Consider the following 26,382-nt stretch of genomic DNA (forward strand, 5'->3'; position numbering starts at 1 on the left):
GCAAACGGTGCTGAGGCGCTAATGATAAAATATCGGCATGAATGCTCCTTCCTTTATCCATTTACGCCTCCATTCCGAATTTTCCGTGACCGACGGTATTGTTCGGCTTGATGATGCGGTCAAGCGTGCCAAATCCGAGCAAATGCCGGCGATAGGCGTTTCCGATCTGATGAACCTGTTTGGCATGGTCAAGCACTATAAAGCTTGTCGAAATGCCGGACTCAAGCCCATCGTCGGTCTTGATGCCTGGGTAGAAAATGAAGACGACCGCGATAAAGCGCAACGGATTTTACTCATTTGCAAAAATCGCGCCGGTTATGGCCGTTTATGCGAATTACTGACGCAAGCGTACAAAAGCAATCAATATCGCGGTCGTGGTGAGCTGAAAAAAGAATGGCTGATGCAAGGCGACAATAGCGGGCTCATTTGTCTTTCGGGTGCCGAACTGGGCGAAATTGGCGGACAAATTCTCGCCAATAATGACGCAGCAGCACTCGATGCCGCACGCTGGTGGTCGGCGCTGTTTCCAAATAATTTCTACCTGGAAATCCAGCGTACCGGCAACGCCAGCAGCGAGAAAAGCCTGCAAGGCCACCTCGATATTGCCGAACAACTTAATCTGCCTGTCGTCGCGACACATCCGATTCAGTTTATGAATCGCGAAGACTTTAAAGCCCACGAAGCGCGTACCTGCATTGCAGAAGGCTTTGTAATGGCCGATAAGCGCCGCCCCAAGCGTTTTACCGAAGAGCAATACTTCAAATCCATTGCAGAAATGCAGGCGCTATTTTCAGACTTGCCCGAAGCGCTCGCCAATAGCGTGACCATTGCGCAAAGCTGCAATTTGAATATTGTGCTGGGCAAAAATTATCTGCCGCTGTTTCCGACGCCCGATGGCATGACGCTGGATGATTTTCTGGTGTATGAAGCTAAACGCGGCTTGGAGATGCGGCTTGCGCAGCTATACCCCGATGAAGCCAAGCGCGAGGCCGAGCGGCCGCGCTACTACGAACGACTCAAATTCGAAACCGACACCATCGTCCAGATGGGCTTTCCCGGCTACTTTCTGATCGTTGCCGACTTTATTGCCTGGGGCAAAGTCAACGGCTGCCCGGTGGGGCCTGGTCGTGGCTCGGGTGCGGGTTCGCTCGTTGCATATAGCCTGGGCATTACCGACATCGACCCAACGGCTTACGCCCTGCTGTTCGAGCGTTTTCTGAATCCAGAACGCGTTTCGATGCCCGACTTCGATATCGACTTCTGCCAGGAAAATCGCTGGCGTGTGATCGAGTACGTTCGTGAAAAATACGGCGCTGAAGCCGTCAGCCAGATCGCGACTTTCGGTACGATGGCAGCCAAAGCCGTTGTGCGCGACGTTGGCCGTGTGCTTGATTTGCCCTATATGTTCTGTGATGGCGTTTCCAAACTGATTCCCGCTGCACCGGGTAAGCAATACAGCCTGGACGACGCGATTGAAATGGTGCCCGAATTAGCCAGCCGTCTGGAGCGCGAAGAAGAGCTCAAAGAATTGTGGGATCTGGCCAAAACGCTCGAAGGCCTGACGCGCAATATCGGTATGCATGCGGGGGGGGTATTGATCGCTCCGGGGCGGATTACCGACTTCTGCCCGGTATACCAGGCCGCAGGTGAAGATGCTTCTCCAGTCTCAATGCTCGATAAAGACGACGTTGAATCGGTTGGACTCGTGAAGTTTGACTTCTTGGGTCTGCGCAACCTGACGATTATCGAGCTGGCGCTGCAATACATTAAAAACCAGACCGGCGAATACCTGGATCTGATGAGTCTAGGTTTTGACGATCAGGCTGCGTATCAGGTTTTCCGCGATGCCAATACGACCGGCGTATTCCAGGTCGAGTCGGACGGCATGAAGCGCTTGCTCGAAAAGCTCGCTCCCGACCGTTTTGAGGACATCATCGCCGTGTTGGCACTCTACCGTCCGGGGCCACTCGGTTCGGGCATGGTTGACACCTTTATCAACCGGAAAAAAGGCATCGAGCAGCCCGACTACTTCCACCCTGATCTGGAAAAATGTCTGGAGCCGACTTACGGCGTTATCGTTTACCAAGAACAGGTAATGCAGATTTCGCAGATTATCGGCGGCTACACGCTCGGTGGCGCCGATATGTTGCGCCGTGCGATGGGTAAGAAAAAGCCCGAAGAAATGGCCAAACACCGTGCGACGATTGCCGAAGGTGCTGCCCAAAAAGGTTACGATCCGGCACTCGCCGAGCAGCTGTTTGACTTGATGACGAAGTTTGCCGAATACGGCTTTAACAAGTCGCATACGGCGGCGTACGCAGTGGTGTCATATCACACGGCGTGGCTCAAAGCACATCACACTGCTGCGTTTATGGCGGCGACGATGTCGTCCGAGCTCGACAATACCGATCAGCTCAAAGTGTTTTTTGACGATTGTCTCGAGAAAAACAAACTCGAAATCCTGCCGCCCGACGTCAATCAAAGCTTTTATCGCTTTATGCCAGTCGGCAAACGGCAAATCCGTTATGCGCTGGGTGCAATCAAAGGCGTTGGTGAAGGCGCGGTTAATATGATTGTCGCCGAGCGCGAGAAAAACGGCCCGTTCACATCAATTTACGATCTGTGCAGCCGTACCGACAAAAAAGAAGTCAATAAACGCGTACTCGAAGCGCTGATCCGTGGCGGTGCTTTTGACGCGATTGACCCGCACCGTGCGCGCCTGATGGCGAACGTCGAGCAAGCGATGGCGGTTGCCGAAGCAGAAAATGCCAATGCCAATCAAATCAGCTTGTTTGATCTGCTCGAACCCACTGCTGCACCGCAATTTGAAATGATTGAAGTGCCGCTCTGGGACGATAAAATCAAGCTCGCTGAAGAAAAAACGGCGATAGGCTTTTATCTTTCAGGCCACCCATTTGACGCGCACGCCAAGGCGATCAAGGGTTTGATTAAGACACGGCTTGATCGACTGCAAAACCAGCGCGAACCGCAATTTATTGCCGGGATTGTCGCTGGCATGCGGGTTAAAAACGGCGAACGGGGACGGATGTGCTTTTTGCAGCTCGATGACGGTTATGGCAAAGTTGAAGTATCGCTTTTCTCTGACTCGTTTGAAGCCAATCGCACCAAGTTAAAAGAAGATGCGCTCCTGGTCATTGAAGCCAAGGTGTCGGAAGACCGTTTCTCGGGTGGACAGCGCATTATCGCTGATCGGGTTTTCGATATCGCAGAAACCCGCAGCCACTTTGCCCGCTCCTTGAAAATTGATGTTGGCAGTCAGGGCAATGCTGACAAACTTAAAGCCATTCTGGCGGCTCATTCTGCTGAGGAAGGTTGTGCTGTAGACATAAAATATCGTAATAGCGCGGCAAGCTGTGAGATTCGTTTGGGTCAGCAATGGCGGGCGCTATTGCGCGATGAACTGCTTGCCGAGCTGAAAGACTGGCTCGGTGCACAGGCGATTGAGGTTCACTTCTGATGTGTTAAGGGCGGTTCAATCACCGCCCTTTTCGCATTTAAAGCAAAGGTTGCGGCTTGCCGAAAAAATAGCCTTGTGCATAATCCACGCCGATTTCGTCCAGTTCGGCCAGAATCGCTTCGGTTTCTACAAACTCGGCAATCGTACGGATACCCAGGCTATGGGCGATACCGTTTACGGCAATCACCATCTGGCGGCTGACTTTATCTTCCGCAATATCAGTCACCAGCGAGCCATCGATTTTCAGGAAATCAACCGGTAGCGTTTTCAGATAATTGAATGATGAGAAGCCGCTGCCAAAGTCGTCCAGTGCAAACTTGCAGCCACGCGTTCGCAAGGTTTCGATAAAAATGGATGATTCTTTCAAATTGGAAATCGCTGCGGTTTCGGTGATTTCAAAGCTGATCGACTCTGCTGGAACCTGAGTTCGATCCAGTTGTTGCAAAATAAACGCCAAAGTCTGCTTATTGAGAGATTTTCCGGACAGATTGATTGCCAGATGCGGCAAATCTTCACCTTTTTTCATTCGCTCCGCTAAGTATTGAATACTGTTCTCGACCACCCACTTATCCACTTGCGCCATCATATCGTAGCGTTCTGCGGCAGGAATAAATGCGCCAGGCGGAATCACACGACCACTGGAATCGATCAGCCGCAATAGGATTTCCAGGTGGTGAGCCTCTTGCCGGCTCTGATCCATAGGCATAATTGGTTGGGCATACAGCTGGAAACGGTTTTGTTCAATGGCTTCCTTCAGTGTCACCAGCAACTGGATTTCGTTGTGCCGTTCCTGCAAATTCTGATCATCGCTGCTATACCAGCTTAATTGATTACGCCCCGCATCTTTGGCGGCAAAGCAGGCTACATCAGCTTTACTCATCGCCTCCTGAGGCGTTGCACAGCGTTGATCCAGTTTAACGAGTCCGATACTCACGGTAACGCCGTGAGGCCTTTCTTGCCAAACAAAACGAAATTGCGCAAGCGCATGCAAAATGCGTTCAGCCAATACCTGCGCCTCATCATCACTGGTTTGAGACAGCAAAACGCCGAACTCATCCCCTCCCAGCCGACCCAAAATAGATCGCGAAGGCAGCATCAAGCCTTGCAATAGCGAAGTGACATGACGCAATAACTCATCGCCGGCCAAATGCCCGCAAGTATCATTCACCAGCTTGAACTGATCCAGATCAAGCAGCATCAACACCTGAGGGTCTCCCCCATTTTTTACTTGCTGGTGTGCTTCATTAAGCGCGTTTTCAAATCCACGGCGGTTGGTCAAACCGGTCAGATAATCATGTTCTGCTTGATAAGCGAGCTTCTCAGTCAGCGCTTGTGATTTGGTTACATCGTGCAACACCAGAACCAAGCCAACGACCTGTCCATCTTGATCGGAAATCGGTGCAACTGCATACTCAACATTCAGTTTTGCCCCTTCACGATTGAGCAACATGGCCTTCTGACCATTTTGTGGCTTGAGCAGATCTCGAGCGCGCAACAGCACTTTATGCAATTCATCAGGCGTTAAATCCCCCCCCAGGCAAAGCAGATCTGCAACTTCACGCCCACGTGCATCAGCAACCTCCCAACCTGTCAGTGCCTCTGCAGCAGGGTTGATCAGCTTGATTTTGAAATCACTATCCGTCGTCAGAATCGCATCGGTAATCGAAATTAACGTAACCTCAGCCAATTCTTTTTCAAGGTACAGCGCACGCTGAGCCTCTTCGCGCTCTTCATGACCACGACGAATATTGCGACGCATTTCGTTGATGGCATCGACCAAAGTTTGCATTTCATCGTTTTGCTGTGTAATGCGGGATAATTTCAGCGGTTCGGAAAGTTGCTGGTAATTGAAATGCCGGGTGTAATCAGAGACATGGCTCAAATGCCGGGCAATCAGACGGTGATACAGAATCAGAAAGAAAATGGATGCAGCAGCCATCCCCAAGCCCTGCACGATCAAAAAGCGCAGAAATTGCAAATATAAACGTGATTCAACCTCGGCCAGTGTCGTGCTGATTTTCAACTCACCGAGCACGACTTCCTTGTTGGTCAGCGGGTGTAAATAAATCACCGGAAAAGACTCGCTGACAACATTGTCCTTTGAATTTAACGACGCGCCTGCACCATACTGCTGCCCATCGTTTTCTGTCAGCAAGACATGCTTAACGACCCGAGTTTGCAAGAGAGAGTTCAGTTGCCCGTGAATCGCATCGGTATTGACCAGCCACAAATTGCTGGCCAGTTGCTGGGTAACGCTTTGCCCAAGCGTTTGTAAATCGATTTTTGCTTGCAACAAGCTGCGGTCATATTCCTGTTTAAGCAAAAACAGGCTCATTGCGACACTCACGACCAAGCCTGATGCGAACACAGCCAGAACCAGCTGCCAGGCAAGGCGATTGGCGCTATAAATACGCCCGATGCGCTGCAAAAAAGAAAAATTCACAAGTTGAAACCCGATTTAATAAGCGCCTTGCCCAGCATAATCGCTCCCCTGTAAGGAAACAAGTATTCGAAGCCAATCAAACGCCCTAATACGACAAAATTATGAAATGTAATCTAGGAGTACTTTGAGTTTAAGCAACAGGGAAAAAGCTTTCAAATAAGGCGTAAAGTAACAGACAGTGCAGGTGCTTAAGCATGATAAAACCACGCACCTTGCCGGCATGTGCACTTACACTGTGCATGTCAGATGAAGCTATTTGGCATCGGTAATCATTACCCATTGCCAATACTAAGCAATAACATTTCTTCGCGTACTTTGCCACCCGCACGAAGAAAAACAATTTCAATTCAATACGATGCTGCGTATACCCCTTGCCGGTATTGGGTATTGTGGCTACTATACCCCCATGGGTAATCAGCCAAACGCCAATTCTGACCAACCACTTCTCAATATACCTATTGAGGGGATGAACTGTGCCGCCTGCGCCCAGCGGCTGGAAAAACTGCTCAACCGCGTCGACGACGTGCAAGCAAGCGTCAATTTTGCCAGTGAGCAAGCACAGATATCGGCGCAAGCCAGTCAACTGCAGACCATTGATCGCGTCGTTGCTCAGGCTGGATTTCATATTCCAACCGACAATTTTACTTTCCAGATTGACGGAATGAGTTGCGTCGCTTGCGCGGCTCGTATCGAAAAGCAGTTGAATCAATTGGCCGTTTTTAGCGCGACGGTTAATTTTGCAACCGAATCAGCGCAGATCACTGCGCCGAAAGGCTTATACCAGGCGAGTGATTTCCAAGCTGTCATTGAAAAAGCGGGCTATAGAGCCAGCCAATCTGCACAAAATACGCCTCAAAAAACGCGATTCAGCAGCAAGGCCTCGTTACCTTGGACCTTGCTGCTCGCGCTGCTGTGCACCTTGCCGTTTTTTTATGCCATGTTGGCCATGCTATTTGGTCAGCACCATGTGCTAAACCCCATACTGCAATTTACCCTCGCATCCGTGGTTCAATTTGTCGCTGGTGCACGGTTTTATCGGGGTGCTTATCTAGCCTTGCGTGGTGGCGCCGCCAATATGGATGTCCTGGTTGCTCTAGGCACCAGTGCCGCGTGGGGACTGAGTGTCTGGAGCCTGTTTGACGAGCAAAGTTCGCTCTATTTTGAAGCCAGTGCCAGCGTGATTACGCTGGTCTTGATTGGAAAATGGCTGGAAGCTCGGGCCAAACAGCAAACCGGATCGGCACTCACGGCACTGCTTTCCTTGCAACCACAAACGGCTCAGGTACAAAAAAACGGGCAATGGCTGGAATGCCCGATTAGCCAGATCGCTCCAGGAGACCTGGTTCAGTTGCGCTATGGCGAATCCTGCCCGATTGATGGTCAAATCGTTCAGGGCGAAGTGGATATGGATGAAGCCATGCTGACAGGAGAATCGGCCAGCATCCATAAAAAAACGGGCGATACGCTGTTTGCCGGAACGCGCAATCTATCCGGCAGCGCTCAGCTCAAGGCAACCGCAGTGGGCAGTCAGACCCAGCTTGCAGCCATTATCCGTCTCGTTTCTCAAGCTCAGGGTAGCAAAGCGCCAATCCAACAACTGGCTGACCGGGTTTCTGCACTGTTTGTTCCGGCCATTCTGGCGATTGCCTTGCTGACACTGCTGGGCAATTATTTTGCGACACACGAATTGCAGATTGCGCTGATCAATGCCGTTACCGTGCTGGTCATCGCCTGCCCCTGTGCACTCGGATTGGCAACCCCCGCAGCGGTGATGGTCGGCGTCGGGCTTGGCGCACAGCACGGCATTTTGTTTCGTAATGCGACAGCGCTCGAACTGGCCAGTGAAATAGATACGCTCATTGTTGATAAAACCGGGACGCTGACGCTGGGGCGCCCCCAACTGATTCGCACCGAGCTGCTCGATTCAAATCACTATGACAGCGAAGCACTTTTGCTTTGGGCCGCCAGTCTGGAAGTCGCTTCGCAACACCCTTTGGCTCATGCCTTTCAGAATGCGTGCACTGCCCCGCTGTTGATGGCCGAACAAATCAGTGTCGCAACCGGTTTTGGAATTAGCGGCTCAGTCGCCGGGCATATTTTGCAACTGGGGCGGCCTGATTGGGTTTATCCACATGCCGATTTTGAAAATACCATTACCCGGTATCAGTCAGAGGGCTATACTGTCATTGCGCTAGCAGTTGATACCCACCCTGCTGCGCTATTTATTTTGCAGGATGAAATCCGAGCCAGCAGTTTTTCAGCAATTTCCGAACTGCAAAGCCACGGTGTTGAAGTCATCATGCTGACTGGCGATCATCAACATAGCGCTGCACTGGTCGCCAATAAACTGGGAATCATGCAGTTTCAATCCCAATGCAGTCCGGATGATAAATATCAGACCTTATTGAAGCTTAAACAATCCGGCAAACGGGTAGCAATGGCGGGTGACGGTATCAACGACGCCCCCGCACTGGCCGCTGCGGACGTCAGCTTTGCGATGAAAAGCGGTGCCAGCGTGGCGCTGGAAACAGCCGATATTACATTGATGAACAATGACATTGCCCATATCGGCACTGCGATTGCCTTATCCAAAGCAACCTTGCGCAAAATCCGGCAAAACCTGTTTTTTGCATTTATTTACAACGTTCTGGCGATTCCGCTGGCCGCTCTGGGTCTGCTCAGCCCGGTGATCGCCGGTGCGGCGATGGCCATGTCATCGGTATCGGTCATCGTCAACGCGTTGCTGTTAAAGCGCACCAAATGGTAGGACAGTCAATGGAACACATTGAAATAGAAATCGAAGGCATGAGTTGCGGTGGCTGCACAGCCAGTGTAACGCGTGTTTTGGAAGCGGTTGCGGGGGTGCAAAGTGCCACCGTCACCTTAAACCCCGGCAAGGCACGCATTGTGTACGACGCCACGCAAACCAGCCGCGCAGAGCTGGAAACCCACATCGAGGAAGCTGGATATGACATCAAACGCCAAGCAGGAACGCCCTAACAAAGACCAACTGATCAAACGTCTGAACCGTATCGTCGGACAGGTTTCAGGCATTACCCGCATGATCGAAGAAGACCGCACCAGCAGCGAAGTTTTGAATCAAGTTGCTGCTGCACGCTCGGCGCTCGACGCGCTGGGTCTGATCCTGCTGGAACAGCAAACTCAGGACTGCATTGCCGACGCGATGAAATCAGGCAAACCTGATGCTGCGGTTGAGCAATTGCTACAAGTGATCAAGAAAGTACGCGGCTAAGCTGCACGAACTGTGGGGGTTAATAGAGCAGGTCTCGGCTAAGCCGAGCCCTGGAAACCTGAATGCAAGCCTTGCAGCCTCATGTTTTATACCCACTCCCCCCGCCCTCTCCTTGAGAGGGCGCCTCGCATTTGCGAGAATGCTGGACACAAAAAACCACGCTGTGTAGCGTGGTTTTTTATTGCACCTGGTATATGCCCCAAGCCTAGAAAGGAATTAAGCCAGAGAGCTATACCCCACTTGGATATCACAAAGGCTGCAGATTCAGTTTTTTGAATAGCGCTTTGTCGCCTTCCACTTCCGGGTTGCCCGTTGTCAGCAATTTATCACCGTAGAATATCGAATTTGCACCAGCGAGGAAACACAAAGCCTGCATCGCCTCGGGCATTTGCTGACGGCCTGCCGACAGCCGCACGAATGATTTGGGCATCGTGATTCGTGCGACGGCAATCGTGCGCACAAACTCGGTCCAGTCGACTTTTTCCGAGCCATCGAGCGGCGTGCCATCGATTTGCACCAGATTATTGATCGGCACCGAATCGGGTTGCGGATCGAGATTGGCCAGCTGACCAATCAGGCCAACACGATCAAGCCGCGTTTCGCCTAGACCGACAATCCCGCCGCTGCACACATTCAGCCCGGCTTTACGCGCCTTACCCAGCGTATCAAGACGATCAGCGTAGCTATGCGTGCTGACGATGTCGCTGTATTTTTCTTCGGAAGTATCGAGATTGTGGTTGTAATAATCGAGACCCGCATCGCGCAATTGCTCGGCCTGCCCGTCTTTGAGCATGCCAAAAGTCGCACAGGTTTCCAGCCCCAGCGCTTTAACGCCAGCGATCATTTTTTTGACTTCTTCCAGATCACGATTTTTCGGGCCGCGCCACGCTGCGCCCATGCAGAAACGCGACGAACCATTCTCTTTGGCAATTGCGGCGGCGGCGATCACCTCATCGGCGTCCATCAGTTTTTGCGCTTCCAGCCCGGTGTCATAGCGTTTCGATTGCGAGCAATAGCCGCAATCTTCCGAGCAACCGCCGGTTTTTACCGACAGCAGCGTTGATAATTGCACTTTATTGGGGTCGAAATTTTCGCGATGAACCACTTGCGCCTGAAACAGCAAATCATTGAGCGGTAAATCAAAAAGCGCTTCAATTGCTTCGCGTGACCACAGGTCTTGCTCGGGATGCGGCGTATGGCGTTTGAATTCGATCGTTTGAATGGGTTGCGATCCGGTGCAGGTGGCTTGACTCATGCGGCAGATTATCCTGATAAATTCTATTCTGGAGGGATTGTCCGAGCGGGAGGATGACTTGTCAAATTTATTCAGCCGTTTTTTAAACAACTTGATTCCGGTGCAATGTCTGCTTTGCGCTCGCCTGATTGCAGATCGTCATTCACGTCATCTCTGTGCGGCGTGTCTTGCCCAGCTCAGCGACTGGCCAGCGCAAGACAGCTGTCCGCAATGCGCACGCCCCGGAACGCGGGGATTACGCTGCGGTTCATGCCAGAGAAAACCACCCGCTTACGATCAAAGCCATGCACGGTTCTTATATGTCGAGCCGGTCAAATCATTGATTCATGCAGCCAAATTTGCCCAGCAATGGCATATTTTTCCGACGCTGACCCAGTTGCTGCTAACCCAGATCGATCAAATTGACGCCGATCTGATCGTCCCTTTGCCCTTGCACAACAAGCGTCTGCAAGAGCGCGGCTTTAATCAGGCGCTGGAAATCGCGCGCCCTGTCAGCCAGCAATGGGGAATTCCACTGCGAACCGATCTACTCTACCGGGTTAGCGATACCGAACATCAAGCAAGACTGAGCGCCAATGCCCGCTGGAAAAATCTGCGCGGCGCATTCGATTGTCAGGAAAACTGTAGCGGCAAAACGATTATCGTCGTCGATGATGTAATGACCAGTGGCGCCAGCCTGCAAGCTGCGGCCAAAGCCTTGAAACAAGCCGGTGCGCGGCATGTCATCAATCTGCTGATTGCGCGCACGCCACCGCACAATGGCTGAATCAATACCACCAAGGTGTATATGTCTACACACATTTTACAGCAAGCAATTCAGAGCAATACCCATCATCTAGTCAAAATCAATCGTATATTTCACATCAAGCGCACTGTCATCGACACCAACACGGGAAACCACCGACCAGTTACGCGAGAGCTGCAGCGTAAAGCTCACTGCATCACTCAGGCCGTTGAAACTTTTTTCCAGTGCCACGCGCAGGTTTTTGCTCAGTCTTTTACTCACCGTCACGACCTGCGTTTTACTGCCGTCACTTTCATCTCTGGATTTGTAACCGACCTCATCAATCCCCAGATTACCCAGAATTTCATCGCTCAGGCTCTGGCCGCCGCCACTGCCGGCCATTGCATTAAGTAATTGCAACACCAGCGCGCCATCCGATTTTTCCATGCTGTCACTGCCATGACCAAACAGCAGCCAGGAAATTTTCTCGGCATCGGGTACATTCGGCTCTGAATACAGCGTCAGCTTGGGCGAATAAGCAGTTCCTTGCACTTTGACACCAGCCTCAACGGCCTGACCTCGCCGGATCGCCAGAATATCGAGCGATGGATTATCGATTGCCCCCTGAAATGACAAAATGCCACGCTCGATTTCCAGTTTCTGCCCATACGCCTTGTATTCACCCTCGATGGCATTGATGGCGCCAGTGGCAGTCAGTGCCTGATTCGGCATGGCTTTGAGCCGCAACCTGCCTTCCAGATGCGTATCAAGGCCATAGCCGCGGAAAACGAAGTTTTTGCCCAGATCAAAATCCAGTTGCATCTGCAGCTTCAGCGGTGGGGCTTCAGATGCTGGTTTTTCACGTCCGACAACGCGAACATCGGCAGACAGCAGGGGAACGTCGGAAGACTGAAACTGAATGTCGCCTTCGTCGGCTTTAAAATCGCCAATGACTTCGGCGAGATTATCCTTGACGTTGACGCGCCCCTGCCCGCTCAGAACCAGCAACATGTCCGGTTTGCTAATCGCAGCAAAGCGCTTGGCGTTCAATTGCAAATAACCATTGGCCATCCGGTTATTCAGGCTGATTTCACCCGAACCGGTCAACTCACCCTTGCCGGCACCACGGGCGCGGAAGGTTTTTAAGCTAATCTTTTGCTGATCCAGCGCCAGCTCAAGTGCCCCTTCCTGCAATTTGACCCCCATATTCGCATCGCTATAAGCCAGACCGTCAATCCGAGCAAAACCGGCCAGCTGCGGCTGATTCACGGTGCCGGAGCGGCGAATATCAAGATCGAGTTTGCCCGCCAGTTTCACATTCGATCCCAGCAACGGTGAAAAGACCGCCAACTTGGGCAAGCTGCCTTTCAAAGCCAGATTGAGCGGAGCGTGATCGGCCATCGTGCCATCGATCAGCAGCGTATCGCCCATCATGCTCAAAGACCCCAACTGAGCGCTGGCCAGCTCGGATTGCCAGGCGATTTTATTCATCACAATCTGGCCGGACAGCGTCAGTTTCTGCAAAGCCAGCGCCAGCGCGGTTTTTGAGCCTTCCTTGATCTGCACATCGCCAGCCAGACGATGCAGATTGAACTCGCCATTGAGCACGGCGGTTTGTTTGAGATTCCAGTCGCCGGCCAGTTGCAAGTCACCTGTCGGGTTATCGACTTTGAACAAAGTCAGCCATGGCGCAAGTGACAGCTTTTCAATCCGGCCTTGTGAGTCAAAACTGCCGGGTTGCCAGTGTGTTTTCTGCAGCTGGATCAGGCTGGGCGCAGCATCGCTGCCGAGCTGAAGCTGGCTGGCAGCCAGATCAAAGCTGTTGGCCGACACAGTGAGATTGGGTGAATTGCCGAGTTTGAATGGCAATCCGGCCTGACCTGCCAGCGACAGAATCTGCCCCTGCCAGCGTTGCTGCGCCGACAAACCACCGCGGGCGCGTAGCTCAAGCGACAGTGGCCATTGTTGCCATTTACCACTCGTTTTAGCCGACAGCTCGTGTTGTTGCATGGTTCCGCTGATCGTCAGATTGGCATGATCGAGCTGACTTTGCTCCAGCTGCAGTTTTTCCAGCCGTGCATCCAGATTCAACGCGCCTTTGGGGTCAAGCGCCAAACTGATGTTCCCCTGTTGCGCTTTCAGGCCAAATGGCGTCGTCAGTTGGGCAAGATCAAGCTGGCCACTAACTTTCGGCTGCATCAGCTCGCCCGACAGCGTTACCTCGCCGTCAAGCCGCCCCTGAAATCCAGCGCCCAGTTGCGCCAGATTGCTCATTTGTACACCGACTTGCAACTGATCATTTGCCAGCCCCAATGCCCCCTTGGCGCTCAGCCGGTTGCTGCCCAGTGTCAGCCACAGATCGCTCTGGCTCAGGCGATTTGCTTCAAGCTTGACCCGGCCACTGCCAGCCAGCACTTGCTGGTTAAACTGGCTACGGCTGATGTCATATTGCAAATCAACGAGGGGTACGGGCTGCAAAGCCCCTTTTAAATTGGCTTTGGCTGAAATACTACCAGCAGGTATTGCAGCAAACTCGGCTGGATTGAAGTTTTGCAATTCAAGTTCAAGCGCGAAATCGTTTTTATCGAGCAGATTGAATTCGCCTTTGGCGTCAATCTGCATTTTGCCCCGGCTCAGTTGCGCCTGGCGAATCGCCAGACGGCGTTCTTTGGCAGGATTGATCCAGCCAATATCGAGCGCCAGTTTTGCTTTGCGCTGCAAATCGTTAATTTCACCTTTTATGCCCGGCGCCAGCCACGGGCCTGCCAGTGCCAGTTCGCCACTCATATCGCCTTGCGTTTGCAGCGAATACAGTTGCTGCGGATTGATATGTTGCGCCTTGATTTGCAAATCCAGCTGCCCTTGCGTAATCCGCCCCTGAGCGTCAATCCGGCCAAAGGATTGCGCGTCGGCTGGCAGGTCAAGCTGCAGGCGCGAAATATCAAGCTGCTGATCGCGCAGGGCAAATTCGGCCAGAATCGCGTGCAATGGCAGTTTGTGCTGATCAAATGGCCCGGCGGATTGATTGGTCAGGGTCAACTGCCCGTTGACGCCGTTTTTGACCGGAATGAATTTGGCTGAAATGTCCAGCATTGCCTGCGGCGCAGCCGAATGCCACAAGGCCGGATTCAGGCCTTTGATTGCCAATTCGCCGTGCTGCACCATCTGATAGGCGTACGGGGCAAACACATCGGCCTGCAGATCGACATGGCCGTTGAGTCGTTCGTTTGTAATTTGGGTGGCAATCTGCAATTGGCGCAAAGGGCCTTCAACCTTGCCAAAAGCCCGCACCGCCTGAGCTTCGAGCTGGCCGGAAAAAACAAACGAGCCGGCACTTTGAAATGGCGCTTTGCCGGTGATATTCAGTGCAGCTGACAGACTGCCTTGCGGCAGGCGCAACTGCTGCAGATTGAGTCGGTGAAAGCGACCATTGCTGGAAATGCTGCCGGCAATGTCGCTCAGTATCGCGCCGTTGATTGTCAGTCGCGCAATCGTCAGCTGATCCAGATGAATCCCGAACGGTAGCGACAAACTGGTCGGCGGCGGGCTCGGTGGCTGATCAATGGCGGCCGGAATCGTTTGAATAGCCAGCTCGCCCATAGATACCCTGGATAGGTTTACATCTCTAAGCAATATTAAATATGGCTCCCACTCCAATACCCCTCGATCAAGCGCGATGCTAACTGACTCGGTTTTAATCTTGAGTTGATTGATGGTCAATTCGGACCAGAAAGAGCCCTCGATGGAGTGCACCGTCGCAACGCCACTGTGATTGATCGCATCGACCAGCCAATAGCGACCATCGCTCGAATTAAACCAGCTGAGCAAAGCAAAAATCGCCGTTGCAATGACGCTGAAAGTAATCAGCGTGCTCCAGAATACCGCGCGCAGCAGGCGACGAACAAAGCCATAACGTGGCTTGGACAGCGCTGGCTGTGCTGCCTGCGCGGGATCTGCCTGCGATGAATCCGCTTGGGGGGTATCCGTTGAGTGAATTGGTGCCATCAAAAGACCAAGCCCATCGCAAAGTGAACCCTAAATTGTTCGTAATCAACGCCATAAGCCAGATCAATCCCGACCTGACCGACCGGACTGTTCCAGCGTGCACCGACGCCAACGCCGGTCACCGCATTCAGCGTATTCCAGTCTGCCCCAGCACCACCATGATCGACAAAAACGGCGCCACGCCAGTCCTTGACGAGCGGATGCTGATATTCGAGCGAAGCCGTTGCAGTGACCTGTCCGCCCAAAGTCGATCCATTGCTCTGAATCCCCAGCGACTGGTAATCATAACCGCGAACACTGCCCGAGCCACCGGCACGGAACAGCCAGTCACTGGTAATGCCTTCCGGATGTTCCGAAAAAGTCTGCCCCAGACTCGCCTGCCCGACAAACTGCCCCTGGCGACCAATCCGGGCGTAGTAGGCACCGCGGCCAAAAACACGCAGGAAGCTGGCATCACTAAAAAACTGCCCCAGCGCACCGCCGACTTCAAACTGGCTCATATAGCCATTGCGTGGATTATTACGATTATCGAGCTGACGGATTTTCCAGATGTGATTCAAAGTCAGCGATTCCGGAAATTCTTCGGTACCGTCCTGATAGCTGCGTTGCTCCATTTGATATTGCAAATCAAAACTGCGTTCATCGTCATCGGTTTTATACAGACGGGAAATGCCGGTTTTGTACAAGCTTGAATCAACGCCCTCAAGATCCTGATGCAGATACGAAGCCCAGACGCGATGCTCCCAGTCATGCTGCGTTCTGGGGAAAGTCACCCCCAGCTCAAGCGCTTGTTCGAGCTGCTCTAGCCGCAAACGGCTGTCGAATATCCAGCCTCGCTCGAACAAATCCAGATAACGGTAAGCCAGCTCGGATTTGACCCCGGTATTGGTACTAAAACCCAAACCCGCATTGAGCCGTTGCAATGGCACTTCCTGCACATCAATCCGGATCGGCGCGATCGCGTTTCCATCCGGAGCAAGCTCGGTCAGCTCGACATCAACCAGTGCCGAGCCGAAATGCGGCATATTCTGCAATTCGGTTTGCAAATCGACCAGAGCCGAACGCTGGTACGGTGCGCCTTCGGCAATTTTGACCCGGTCAGTGACGATTTTGGCGGGATAACGCGACAGGCCATTGAGTGTGTAAGCACCAAAAACATAAGCAGGGCCACTATCAATGACCAGATTAAATTGCGCAGTTTTGCTTACTGGATCGATCAGCGCTTCGCTAAAAACCAGCTTGGCTGCAGGATAATGTCTGGCCTGAACCGATTGCAAAGATCGTTTTTTAAAATCGTCCCACGCTGACTGACTGAATTTTTCATCCTCAAGCGCCTCACCGCGACGGTTCAATCGCTCGCTCAGTGTCGTGAAATATTGCTGGTTTTCGGTAATCGCGCCCTGCAGCTGAACCGAGGTATTGCTCACCAGCGTAGGCTCACCAAGCTCTACATCGACATACCCTATGCTTTTCTCACTATCATAGCGCGTGGTGACTTTGGCGTCGAAATAACCTTCGGTGGCCAACAGCTCACTCGCGATATCCGGAATGGCATCGAGTTCGCGCTGCAATAATTCGGGGCTCAGCCTTTGCTGCCATTTGAAAATATTGAGATGTTTTTCAAGCAGCGAGCGCGCTTCAGACGGCGCTTCGAGCCGGATCTGATAATGAAATGGCGAATTTTTCGTCGGCTCACCCTGTTCATTCTGTGGCAAATCGACGCTCGGCGTCTCGGTTTGCACCGCTTCATCCGCCGCCAAGGCAGTGCCGGTAATGGCAAACAGCGCAATGAGTGTCAGCGTACGCACAAGTGACCCGTCAGGCAAAAACCGTACTTTACCAAGATTGAGCCGGCTTGAATCTAGAAACCGTCATGCTTGATGCAAATCGCGTGATGAGCGCAGCAAAAAAAAACCCGGTCAATCCAAAATCTTGCGATCTTGGCCTAACCGGGCACAGGAGGATGGAGTCGAATCCGCCAAAGGCGGCTTTGCTACAGCACTACTTGAAACTTAATCACCACAATAATTCACGCTGATCAAGCTCGTAAAAATCGGGATATCACAGCAAAAAAGCTTTGGCCCCAGGTCACTCCGCGCAGCAAGGCAGCGGGAGCGCTTATGTTTCGCTACTTAACGTGGCAGGCTCATCGTCCAGCCGTGGGCTTGCACGTACAGTTTCAGGTAGTTTTCTACTGTTTTTGAGAATTTCATCATTGAACGCATGGTCTATCTCCTTGCTATTGAGCGACTGATCATCAGATCGCTTTGGTTTAATCTTTCGATGAGCAAACTTTAACAAAACTACGAAATAAATGCAAGAATTTATGTAGCATTACTACCTTTATATTTGTAACAAATTTTCACATTGACTACGTAAAATAGCAATACATACAGTTTATAAAGGATTTTTTTGTAGTCGCAACAAAACAAACCGACACAATAATGTAGCTATACTACGAATAAATACTGCATCAAGCAAACAAAAAAACCCGCACAATGGCGGGTTGATTGTGGCTAAAATCAAGGTTTTTTACACGCTCTGGAAGATGCCGGCAGCGCCCATTCCGGTGCCAATACACATGCTCACCATGCCATAAACCCCTGACTTGCTCTGACGACGCAGACCATGAATCAGCGTTGCTGCGCGTATCGCCCCCGTCGCCCCCAAAGGATGACCCAGCGCAATCGCTCCGCCATTCGGATTGACGAGATTCATATCCAGCCCGAGATCACGACTCACCGCCAGTGCTTGCGCGGCAAAAGCCTCGTTCAACTCGATCCACTCCATTTGCGCCAGCGTCAGACCCGCCATTTTTAGTGCCGCCGGAATCGCTTCTTTCGGGCCAATGCCCATGATTTCTGGCGCAACGCCGCGAATGGCAAAATTGATGAATTTGGCCAACGGCTGCAAATCAAATTGTTTGAGGATTTTTTCTGAAACCAGCACCAATGCAGCTGCGCCGTCGGACATTTGCGAGCTATTGCCTGCGGTGACGCTGCCCTTAGCTGAAAAAACCGTTTTGAGTTTGGCCAGAGTTTCAAGGCTGGTATCGGCACGTGGTCCTTCGTCGTGAAACAGCGATTTATTGAGCAACTCGACTTCGCCGCTCGCCAGATTGGGAACGCGGTACGTGACGTCCAGCGGTGCGATTTCATCAGCAAATCGCCCCTCTGCCAGAGCAGCCAAAGCACGGGTATGTGATTGCAGGGCAAATATATCTTGGTCTTCACGGCTAATCCCCCACTGGGTAGCGACTTTTTCTGCTGTTAGCCCCATGCCATAGGCAATCGCGATATTTTCTTCGCGCTCGAAAATCGAGCTGCCTAGCGATAATTTATTACCGCCCATTGGCACCATCGACATCGACTCGACGCCGGCGGCGATCATCACGTCGGCCTCGCCGAGCCGGATCCGGTCTGCAGCCAGCGCAATCGCATTGAGTCCGCTGGAGCAAAAGCGGTTGATCGTCATGCCGGCGACGGTATTGGGCAGCCCGGCCAACAGCGTGCCTATCCGCGCGACGTTCATCCCCTGCTCGCCCTCGGGCATTGCGCAGCCGACAATAACGTCTTCAATCAAGGATCGATCCAGCGTGGGCAGCCGATCAAGTGCCGCGCGCAATACATGCGCCAGCAGATCGTCCGGACGAACATTTTTCAGCATCCCGCGCGGCGCTTTACCGACCGGGGAGCGGACTGCGGCGACGATATAAGCTTCTTGAACTTGTTTCATCGTGATGCTCCTCAGTTGCGCAAGGGTTTATTAAATTCAAGCATATGCATGATGCGCTCCTGCGTTTTGCCTTTTTTCAGCAGCGCCATAAACCGTTCGCGTTCCAGCTTCAAAATCCAGTCTTCATTGACCAGCGTCCCGGCTTCAACATCACCGCCAGTAACGACTTCGGCGATTTGCAGCGCGATGTGATAGTCATATTTCGAAATAAAACCGCCTTCGAGTAGGTTGACCAGTTGCGCGCGGATGGTGGCCGCGCCTGATCGCCCGGCGACAGCGAATGACTTGGGCGGCAGCGGTGCGCGATAAGCTGCCGCAGCCATGGCGCGTACTTGGGCTTGCGCAATGTAAAGCAGCTCGTTGACGTTCATCACGATCAGATCGGATTCGCGCAAATAGCCGATTTGCTGGCCTTCCTCAGCACTACTGCCGACTTTGGCGGTGGCCATTGCCAGATAGAAATCTTTCAGGCTTTCCAGAATATTGCCGTTGCGCGCCAGCTTGGCCGCCCGCAGCGCAAATTCCTTGCAGCCGCCGCCTGCAGGCAACAAGCCGACGCCGACTTCAACCAGACCGATATACGTTTCAACGTGCGCAACGACGCGCGCGCAGTGCATCAGAAATTCGCAACCGCCGCCAAAAGCGTAACCTTGTGCAGCGCCGACCACGGGCACTTTGGCATACTTGATTGCTTGCGACGTTTTCTGGAATTCGGCGACCATGCTGGCGATCGCCGCATAATCACCGCTCATGAAAGCGGGCCCCATACTGAGCAAATCAGCTCCGACCGAGAAAGGCGCTTCCGGCTGCCAGATTACTAACCCCGGATAGTATTGCTCTGCAATCCTTATTGCTTCTTGCACTCCAGCCAATACCCCAGAACCAATACAGTGTGCTTTGGTCGTAAATGACAGCACCGGAACATCATTGCCGCCACTGGACTGCGGCGGCAGCCACATTCGAACGCTGTCGTTGGCGAACAAGGTTTCGCCCCAGTCAGCCTCTCCTTCGCCGAGCAAACGCGGTGGATAGAGCTGGCGCTGATAGACCGGCAGCGCAGATCGGGCAATCATTTGGCCGCTGGCGGCGCTGACTGCTTTGAAGGAGCCTTGCGGCGTATGCACCGCTTGCTGCTGCATCACCCAGGCAGGCAATTGGGCGCGGCTCAAGGTTTTACCCGCTGCAATATCCGCAGCAATCGCTTGCGCGACTTCGCGCCAACCAGCAGCCTGCCACAATTCGAACGGCCCCATTTCCCAGCCAAAGCCCCAACGGATCGCCAGATCAACATCGCGTGCATGATCAGCAATGTGTTCGAGCTGTACCGCGATGTAATGCCAGACATCGCGCAAGCACGCCCAGACAAATTGCGCCTCTCGGTGATCCGATTCGCGCAAGGCCTTGATCCGCACCGCCGGATCGGCGATTTTCAGCAAAGCTTTGACTTCGTCACTCGCCCCTTGCCCGGCGGGCATGTACTCGCCTGTCGCTGGATCAAGAACGAATAAATCCTTGCCGTCTTTTTTGTAAATGCCCTGCCGGGTTTTCTGCCCCAGCGCCCCTGCGGCAATCAGTTGCTGCATCCAGTCCGGCGTGGCAAACAGCGCATGCCAGGGATCGTCGGCCAGTTTATCGGTCATGGTTTTGACCACATGCGCAAACGTATCCAGACCGACCACGTCGGCGGTGCGCAGTGTGGCCGATTTCGGTCGTCCGAGTCTGCGGCCGGTCAGATCGTCAACAACATCCAGCCGGATACCGAAAGCCTGTGCATGATGTATCGTTGCCAGCAAAGAAAAAACGCCGATCCGGTTGGCGATGAAATTGGGCGTGTCTTTGGCGCGAACGACGCCTTTGCCTAGCCGTAGCGTCAGAAATGTTTCCAGTTGATCGAGGGTATCAGCCTGTAGCGCAGGCGTGGGAATCAGTTCAACCAGATACATATAGCGTGGCGGGTTGAAAAAATGGATGCCGCAAAAGCGCGGGCGCAAGGCGTCGGGAACACTGTCAGCCAGTTGTGCAATCGACAGACCCGACGTATTGCTCGCCAGAATCGCATGCGCAGCAAGATGCGGCGCGATTTTGGCGTACAACTCGGCTTTCCAGTCGGCGCGTTCGGCTATTGCCTCGATCACCAGATCGCACTGTCCGAGCAAAGCCAGGTCGCTGCCATAGTTAGCCGGGCTGATGGCATCAAGCCGCGCGGATGACATCAAGGGCGCAGGTTTGATTTTGCCCAGATTCTCGATTGCCTTGATCGCGATAGCGTTCAATTCACCTGACTGCTCACCTGACGGGCTCGGCAAATCAAACAGGTAAGTGCGAATTCCCGCATTAGCCAGCTGAGCGGCAATCTGCGCGCCCATCACCCCGGCGCCCAGCACCGCCACAGTGCGAATGTGCAGGTGGGAGGGAGACTGACTTGATACGGTGGAATTGGACATTGCCAGATTACTGATGGTCATATTCACCTCAATGGTTTGTTTCGGCCGTCCGGTTGCGACGGTTCAGACAATGTTGCGACGGATTGCATCCGGGTCCGGATGCTGTAGCTGCGAATCAAAATCGTCGACCATGATGACTTCGCGTTTAAGCCTGCGGGCACGAGCCACAGCCAGAAACTCATCCTGATCAATCAGCCCCGCTGCCAGAGCTTGCTGCAAGCGCTCGCTGGCGCTGAACGCCGTGAGCACGCCTTCACGCTGGGCTCGGCGCAATTTGCTTTCCAGCCCTTCGGTTTCGATCACCGCTTTGAGTGCAAATTCAAGCACGCCGACCGGGTCTTTTTCATTTTCGGAGCGGTACATGAATTCAACCAGCCGGTCACGCATCGCGCCGGGCTCCATCAGTGCGCGCGCGATTCGAGTCCCGACCCGATCAGCCGGCGCCCGCAATGTCATTCCCAGCGGGAAAACGACACGCCGCACACACCAGGCCAGCAGCCGATTGGGGTGATTTTGCAAAAAACCATTCATTGCCTCCTGACAATCGTACAACGCGGTCTCAACGGCCCAGCGCACTAAGGGGCGATCTTCCTTGGGTTCACCATCGTCGCGGAATTTTTTCAGCGCCGCGGTCGCGATATACAGGTTCGAGAGCATATCGCCTAGCCGCGCCGAGAGTTTTTCCTTGAATTTCAAACTGCCACCGAGTGTGGCCATCCCGAAATCGGCCAGAAAAGCAAAAGCGCTCGAAAAACGCACAATATCGCGGTAATTTTGCGCCGTTGGCGCGGAGGCTGGCACGCTGACAAAACGGGCTCCGGTCAGTCCCAGCCAGAATGCGCGAACTTTATTTGAAATGGCAAAGCCGATATGGCCAATTACCGCGTCGTCAAATGCCGCCAGATCGCGGTTTTTTGCCGCGAGCAATTCTCTCAATACATAGGGGTGGCTGCGGATCGCACCCTGACCGAAAATAATCATGTTGCGCGTCAGAATATTGGCGCCTTCAACAGTAATCGCGACGGGTATAGCCTGGTAAGCCAATGCCAGATAGTTACGCGGGCCGATACATACCGCTTTTCCGCCGTGTACGTCCATCGCATCATTGAGCGTTTTGCGCATTCTTTCAGTATTGTGGTATTTCAGAATACCCGACAGCACCGAGGGTTTTTCGCCCAGATCAAGCGCGGTCAATGCCAGTCTTTGCGCTGCATCCATCTGGTAGGTGTAAGCACCGATACGTCCCAGCACCTCATCAACACCTTCAAAACGGCCAATTGATAATCCAAACTGACTGCGAATCCGCGCATAAGCGCCGGTGGTATATGCCGCCAGTTTGCCGGTAGCGACCGACATCGCCGGCAATGAAATACAGCGCCCAACCGACAAGCATTCAACGAGCATGCGCCAGCCCTGCCCGACATAGCCCTGCCCGCCGATCACCCAATCCATCGGAATAAAGACGTCCTTGCCCCAGTTAGGTCCGTTCTGGAAAGTACTGGTTCCGGGGTAATGGCGGCGGCCGATGTGAACACCTTCATGCCGGGTCGGAATCAGTGCGCAGGTAATGCCGATTTCGTCTTTGGTACCGATCAGATGATCCGGGTCATACAGCTTGAAAGCCAGTCCCAGAATCGTCGCAACGGGTCCCAGCGTGATATAGCGCTTTTCCCAGCTCAGGCGTATACCGAGCACATTTTCGTGCTGCTGGCCGGTGCGCAGATCGGTGTAGTTGCCTCGGGTGACAATTCCGAAATCGGGAATCCCGCCCGCATCCGAACCGGCTTCCGGGCTGGTCAGCGCAAAACACGGAATTTCCTCGCCTCGCGCCAGTCGTGGCAGATAGTAGTTCTTTTGTTCTTCAGTGCCATAATGCTGCAGCAACTCGCCCGGCCCCAGCGAATTTGGCACCATCACCGTCACTGCAGCCGTGCACGAGCGCGTCGCAATTTTGGTGACCACCCGGGCATGCGCGTAATTGGAAAAAGCTTTGCCGCCATATTCCTTCGGGATAATCATGCCGAGAAAGCCTTGCTGTTTGATGTATTCCCAAGCTTCTGGCGGCAAGTCTTTGTGATTTTGCGTAATTTCCCAGTCGTCGAGCATCGCACACAGCGTTTGTACCGGGCCATTTAAAAACGCTTCTTCGTCAGGACTCAATTTGGGTGCCGGATAGCCATGCAGCAGCTCAAAATTGGGCTTGCCGCTGAATAATTCCCTATCCCACCAGACCGTACCGGCGTTGACGGCTTCCTGCTCGGTTTGCGACATTGCTGGCGTGATTTTGCAAAAAACACCAAACAGCGGCCCGGTTACCAGCTTTTGACGCAGCGGTTTGAAATTGAGCACCAACGCCAGCGCCAGTAGCAGCCATAGCCAGAAAACCGAAGTACCCTGAGCAAAAACGCTATAGGCCACACCCAGCAAAATCAGTAGCGAGTTCAGCCACAAAGGGGAGCGAAAATATGCCAGCGCCCCCAAGATGATGATTACCGTAAAAATACAGATCAGCGCTGTCATCATGGTCTCCTAGCCAGGTTCAGCCGCCGGGCATTGCAAGCCGGCGACCAGAAAAGGCAATAACATGTCTGCTACATATTGCGGATCGCGGGCATTGACTACGGTTTGTGCGGTAAACAGCCGCAAAACCTGATTGCCGGCAAAGGCATTGAAAATGACGCTAGTCATAAAATGAAAACGCCAGGCGACTTCCCTGGCAGACAAGTGAGGCAAGGCGCGCTCCAGCGCCGCTTGATAACGGCGGCTAAGCTCGCCATAGCGTTGTGGAATTTGTTCTTTCAGAATCAGATTAGGTTCGATATAACTGCGGGCCAGCAATTTCACAAAAGCCAAACCGCCGTATTCGGGATGACGGCTCAGCTCAAGCGCCGCAGCCAGAAAGGCCTGAACAACAGATTCGACTGGGTCGTCATCGGCATTGGCCAGCTCGTCCAGTTTGCTGAGTGAGAGCCGGACAAAAGGCTCGGCGCGACGTTCAAATACTTCTTGAAATAGCCCGTCCTTGGAACCAAAGTAGTAATTGACTGCGGCAATATTGACCTGGGCAATGGCGGTAATTTGTCGCATTGAAGTGCCATTGAAACCGTGTTCGGTAAACAGCTGTTCAGCTGCATTCAGAATCCGGGTTGATGCGTCGATACTTTTAGCGGTTTCCATATTGCCCCCTGTAGCAATATTTCGTCTCAGAAGCTAAATCATTCGCAACAACTTCTAAACAACTGTTTTAAACCTAATTCCTGTCTGTAAGTAAGTCAAGCAACATCGGTCAGCCATCGAGGCTCAGATCATACGAGGTGATCACCATGAAATCATTAGTGCTTTTGCTGCTGATGTGCAGCGTCAACCTCTATGCCGGCCAGGTGTATAAGTGTAAAGACAAGGCAGGAAAAACCCTCTATCAAGATACCCCCTGCACGACGGGTACTCAGCAAATCCTGACCAATCTACCGAGCAACAGCATCAAAGGACCTGCCATCGCCCCCAAAGCCTCCGCGAGCTTTGAAACCGCACCGGCCTCTCCGGCACGCACCGATGTCGCGATCAGCCCCGCGCCTTACAAGGTCGACCCTAACCTGCCCGCGACTGAAAATTGCAGTATGGACAACCCCAATCGCGACCCCGAATTTTGCCGACCTTCCAATCTCGACAATGTGTATGGTGACCCGAATCGGGACAGGCGTCCTAACCTGCTGCCTCGGCCACAACCACTGCCGGTGCGGCCAAAACGCTGAAATCTGCTCTCGACATCACTGTGCTAAACTGCCGTCACTCTGACTTTCGGCGATTTTATGTACGAATTACTCATAGGTTTGCGTTATACCCGCGCCAAGCGACGGAACAGCTTTATTTCGTTTATTTCGCTGGTTTCGATGGTCGGCATTGCACTGGGCGTTGCTGCGTTGATTATTGTGCTGTCTGTCATGAACGGCTTTCAGGAAGAAGTCCGCAACCGCATCCTTGCGATGGCGTCGCATATCACGATTTCCAGCCCGAGCAACAACCTTGATCACTGGCAACAAGCAGCGCAAACCGCAGCACAGAATCCGCACGTTACAGGCGTAGCACCGTACGTGCTGGGTCAGGGTCTGTTTACCAATGGCAGCCAGGTCAAAGGCGTACTGGTTCGCGGCATCGAACCGCAGCAAGAACCCAAGGTCAGCGAAATCACCGACAAAATGCTGGTCGGCTCGGCCAGTACGCTCAAAGCGGGCGATTTTTCAGTAATTCTGGGCTGGAATCTGGCTCAGGAACTGGGTGTCATGGTCGGCGATAGGGTCACGCTGATTACGCCGCAGGGGCAAGTCACGCCGGCCGGGCTGATTCCGCGTTTGCGCCAGTTGACCGTCGTCGGAATTTTCAAAGCGGATTACTACCCTTATGACGCTAATCTGGCGCTGCTTCATATCAGCGATGCGCAAAAGCTTTATCGCACAGGGCAAGGCATCAGCGGCGTTCGCATCAAACTCGACGATCTGTTTCAGGCCAGAATGGTCGCGCGTGAAATCAATCGCAGCCTGCCCGATTTGCTGGTTGCCGACTGGAGTCAGGAAAACCCGACTTATTTCCGCGCCGTCGAAATCGAAAAACGCATGATGTTTATCATCCTGACGCTGATCGTGGCCGTTGCCGCTTTCAATTTAGTCTCAACGCTGGTGATGGTCGTGACCGACAAGCAATCCGATATTGCCATTTTGCGCACGCTGGGTGCTTCGCCGACGTCGATTATGAAAATTTTTCTGGTTCAGGGCGCGATGTCAGGCGTGATCGGCACCGCGAGTGGGGTTCTTGGCGGCGTACTGGTCGCACTCAATATTGGCACCATTGTACCGTTCATCGAACGCGTGATCGGCAGCCAGATTTTGTCAGCCGACGTGTATCTGATCAGCGAATTGCCGAGTCGGGTCATCCCTGCCGATGTCATCAGCATCGGGCTAATTTCCTTATTACTGGCCTTGCTGGCCACACTGTACCCAAGCTGGCGCGCGTCAAGGGTCAATCCGGCCGAGGCGCTGCGCTATGAATAA

Annotated in this window: 15 protein-coding genes; 7 read left to right on the forward strand and 8 right to left on the reverse strand. The window is 53.1% G+C overall.

What is annotated here, in order from left to right; genetic code table 11:
* Positions 1-37 precede the first annotated feature (37 nt).
* On the forward strand, positions 38-3,478 hold the full coding sequence (gene dnaE, locus ACG2XO_RS12835; RefSeq protein ID WP_410498385.1) for a DNA polymerase III subunit alpha: 3,441 nt from the start codon (positions 38-40) through the stop codon (positions 3,476-3,478).
* A 37-nt stretch (positions 3,479-3,515) separates the two neighbouring features.
* On the opposite strand, the gene ACG2XO_RS12840 is transcribed toward dnaE, so the two are convergent.
* Positions 3,516-5,921 (reverse strand): EAL domain-containing protein, encoded by a 2,406-nt coding sequence (locus ACG2XO_RS12840; RefSeq protein WP_410498386.1) that lies wholly within the window; start codon positions 5,919-5,921, stop codon positions 3,516-3,518.
* A 466-nt stretch (positions 5,922-6,387) separates the two neighbouring features.
* Here ACG2XO_RS12840 and ACG2XO_RS12845 point away from each other — a divergent pair, with 466 nt between their 5' ends.
* Genes ACG2XO_RS12845 through ACG2XO_RS12855 form a run of 3 tightly spaced genes read left to right on the forward strand, consistent with a single transcriptional unit; the run spans position 6,388 to position 9,174 of the window.
* On the forward strand, positions 6,388-8,688 hold the full coding sequence (locus ACG2XO_RS12845; protein WP_410498387.1) for a heavy metal translocating P-type ATPase: 2,301 nt from the start codon (positions 6,388-6,390) through the stop codon (positions 8,686-8,688).
* Positions 8,689-8,696: 8 nt separating this feature from the next.
* Positions 8,697-8,921 (forward strand): heavy-metal-associated domain-containing protein, encoded by a 225-nt coding sequence (locus tag ACG2XO_RS12850; RefSeq protein ID WP_410498388.1) that lies wholly within the window; start codon positions 8,697-8,699, stop codon positions 8,919-8,921.
* Entirely contained in the window at positions 8,890-9,174 is a 285-nt protein-coding gene (locus ACG2XO_RS12855; protein WP_410498389.1) for a metal-sensitive transcriptional regulator, read from the forward strand. The genes ACG2XO_RS12850 and ACG2XO_RS12855 overlap by 32 nt, the downstream gene beginning before the upstream one ends.
* Positions 9,175-9,421: 247 nt before the next feature.
* Here the strand turns inward: ACG2XO_RS12855 and bioB are convergent, their stop codons facing one another.
* The gene (gene bioB / locus ACG2XO_RS12860; RefSeq protein ID WP_410498390.1) at positions 9,422-10,429 is read right to left on the reverse strand and encodes a biotin synthase BioB; all 1,008 of its coding nucleotides are present in this window, start codon (positions 10,427-10,429) and stop codon (positions 9,422-9,424) included.
* A 58-nt stretch (positions 10,430-10,487) separates the two neighbouring features.
* Here bioB and ACG2XO_RS12865 point away from each other — a divergent pair, with 58 nt between their 5' ends.
* Entirely contained in the window at positions 10,488-11,195 is a 708-nt protein-coding gene (locus tag ACG2XO_RS12865) for a ComF family protein (protein WP_410498391.1), read from the forward strand.
* Between the two features lie 69 nt (positions 11,196-11,264).
* On the opposite strand, the gene ACG2XO_RS12870 is transcribed toward ACG2XO_RS12865, so the two are convergent.
* The 6 genes from ACG2XO_RS12870 to ACG2XO_RS12895 form a co-directional block, all read right to left on the reverse strand.
* Positions 11,265-15,158, reverse strand: coding sequence for a translocation/assembly module TamB domain-containing protein (locus ACG2XO_RS12870; protein ID WP_410498392.1), 3,894 nt, complete (start codon positions 15,156-15,158; stop codon positions 11,265-11,267).
* The gene (locus ACG2XO_RS12875) at positions 15,158-16,966 is read right to left on the reverse strand and encodes an autotransporter assembly complex protein TamA (protein WP_410498393.1); all 1,809 of its coding nucleotides are present in this window, start codon (positions 16,964-16,966) and stop codon (positions 15,158-15,160) included. The genes ACG2XO_RS12870 and ACG2XO_RS12875 overlap by 1 nt, the downstream gene beginning before the upstream one ends.
* Before the next feature lie 724 nt (positions 16,967-17,690).
* Positions 17,691-18,893, reverse strand: coding sequence for an acetyl-CoA C-acyltransferase (locus tag ACG2XO_RS12880; RefSeq protein WP_410498394.1), 1,203 nt, complete (start codon positions 18,891-18,893; stop codon positions 17,691-17,693).
* A gap of 11 nt (positions 18,894-18,904) precedes the next feature.
* Positions 18,905-21,358 carry a 3-hydroxyacyl-CoA dehydrogenase/enoyl-CoA hydratase family protein gene (locus ACG2XO_RS12885; RefSeq protein ID WP_410498395.1) on the reverse strand — a complete coding sequence of 818 codons (2,454 nt, stop codon included), beginning with the start codon at positions 21,356-21,358 and terminating at the stop codon, positions 18,905-18,907.
* A 42-nt stretch (positions 21,359-21,400) separates the two neighbouring features.
* Positions 21,401-23,857, reverse strand: a complete 2,457-nt coding sequence (locus tag ACG2XO_RS12890; RefSeq protein WP_410498396.1) for an acyl-CoA dehydrogenase — start codon at positions 23,855-23,857, stop codon at positions 21,401-21,403.
* Between the two features lie 9 nt (positions 23,858-23,866).
* A complete protein-coding gene (locus ACG2XO_RS12895; RefSeq protein ID WP_410498397.1) occupies positions 23,867-24,514 on the reverse strand; it encodes a TetR/AcrR family transcriptional regulator in 648 nt (215 codons plus the stop codon).
* Positions 24,515-24,660: 146 nt separating this feature from the next.
* On the opposite strand from ACG2XO_RS12895, the gene ACG2XO_RS12900 reads away from it, so the two are divergent.
* Entirely contained in the window at positions 24,661-25,089 is a 429-nt protein-coding gene (locus tag ACG2XO_RS12900; protein ID WP_410498398.1) for a DUF4124 domain-containing protein, read from the forward strand.
* 57 nt (positions 25,090-25,146) lie between these two features.
* A complete protein-coding gene (locus ACG2XO_RS12905; RefSeq protein ID WP_410498399.1) occupies positions 25,147-26,382 on the forward strand; it encodes a lipoprotein-releasing ABC transporter permease subunit in 1,236 nt (411 codons plus the stop codon).

The sequence above is a fragment of the Chitinibacter sp. S2-10 genome, assembly GCF_046530675.1.
GTDB lineage: Bacteria > Pseudomonadota > Gammaproteobacteria > Burkholderiales > Chitinibacteraceae > Chitinibacter.

Excerpts from the sequence above, each read along its gene's own strand:
- dnaE (WP_410498385.1), top strand. The coding sequence starts at position 38 with ATGAATGCTCCTTCCTTTATCCATTTACGCCTCCATTCCGAATTTTCC.
- ACG2XO_RS12845 (WP_410498387.1), top strand. The coding sequence starts at position 6,388 with ATGAACTGTGCCGCCTGCGCCCAGCGGCTGGAAAAACTGCTCAACCGC.
- ACG2XO_RS12850 (WP_410498388.1), top strand. The coding sequence starts at position 8,697 with ATGGAACACATTGAAATAGAAATCGAAGGCATGAGTTGCGGTGGCTGC.
- ACG2XO_RS12855 (WP_410498389.1), top strand. The coding sequence starts at position 8,890 with ATGACATCAAACGCCAAGCAGGAACGCCCTAACAAAGACCAACTGATC.
- bioB (WP_410498390.1), bottom strand. The coding sequence starts at position 10,429 with ATGAGTCAAGCCACCTGCACCGGATCGCAACCCATTCAAACGATCGAA.
- ACG2XO_RS12870 (WP_410498392.1), bottom strand. The coding sequence starts at position 15,158 with ATGGCACCAATTCACTCAACGGATACCCCCCAAGCGGATTCATCGCAG.
- ACG2XO_RS12880 (WP_410498394.1), bottom strand. The coding sequence starts at position 18,893 with ATGAAACAAGTTCAAGAAGCTTATATCGTCGCCGCAGTCCGCTCCCCG.
- ACG2XO_RS12885 (WP_410498395.1), bottom strand. The coding sequence starts at position 21,358 with ATGACCATCAGTAATCTGGCAATGTCCAATTCCACCGTATCAAGTCAG.
- ACG2XO_RS12890 (WP_410498396.1), bottom strand. The coding sequence starts at position 23,857 with ATGACAGCGCTGATCTGTATTTTTACGGTAATCATCATCTTGGGGGCG.
- ACG2XO_RS12895 (WP_410498397.1), bottom strand. The coding sequence starts at position 24,514 with ATGGAAACCGCTAAAAGTATCGACGCATCAACCCGGATTCTGAATGCA.
- ACG2XO_RS12900 (WP_410498398.1), top strand. The coding sequence starts at position 24,661 with ATGAAATCATTAGTGCTTTTGCTGCTGATGTGCAGCGTCAACCTCTAT.
- ACG2XO_RS12905 (WP_410498399.1), top strand. The coding sequence starts at position 25,147 with ATGTACGAATTACTCATAGGTTTGCGTTATACCCGCGCCAAGCGACGG.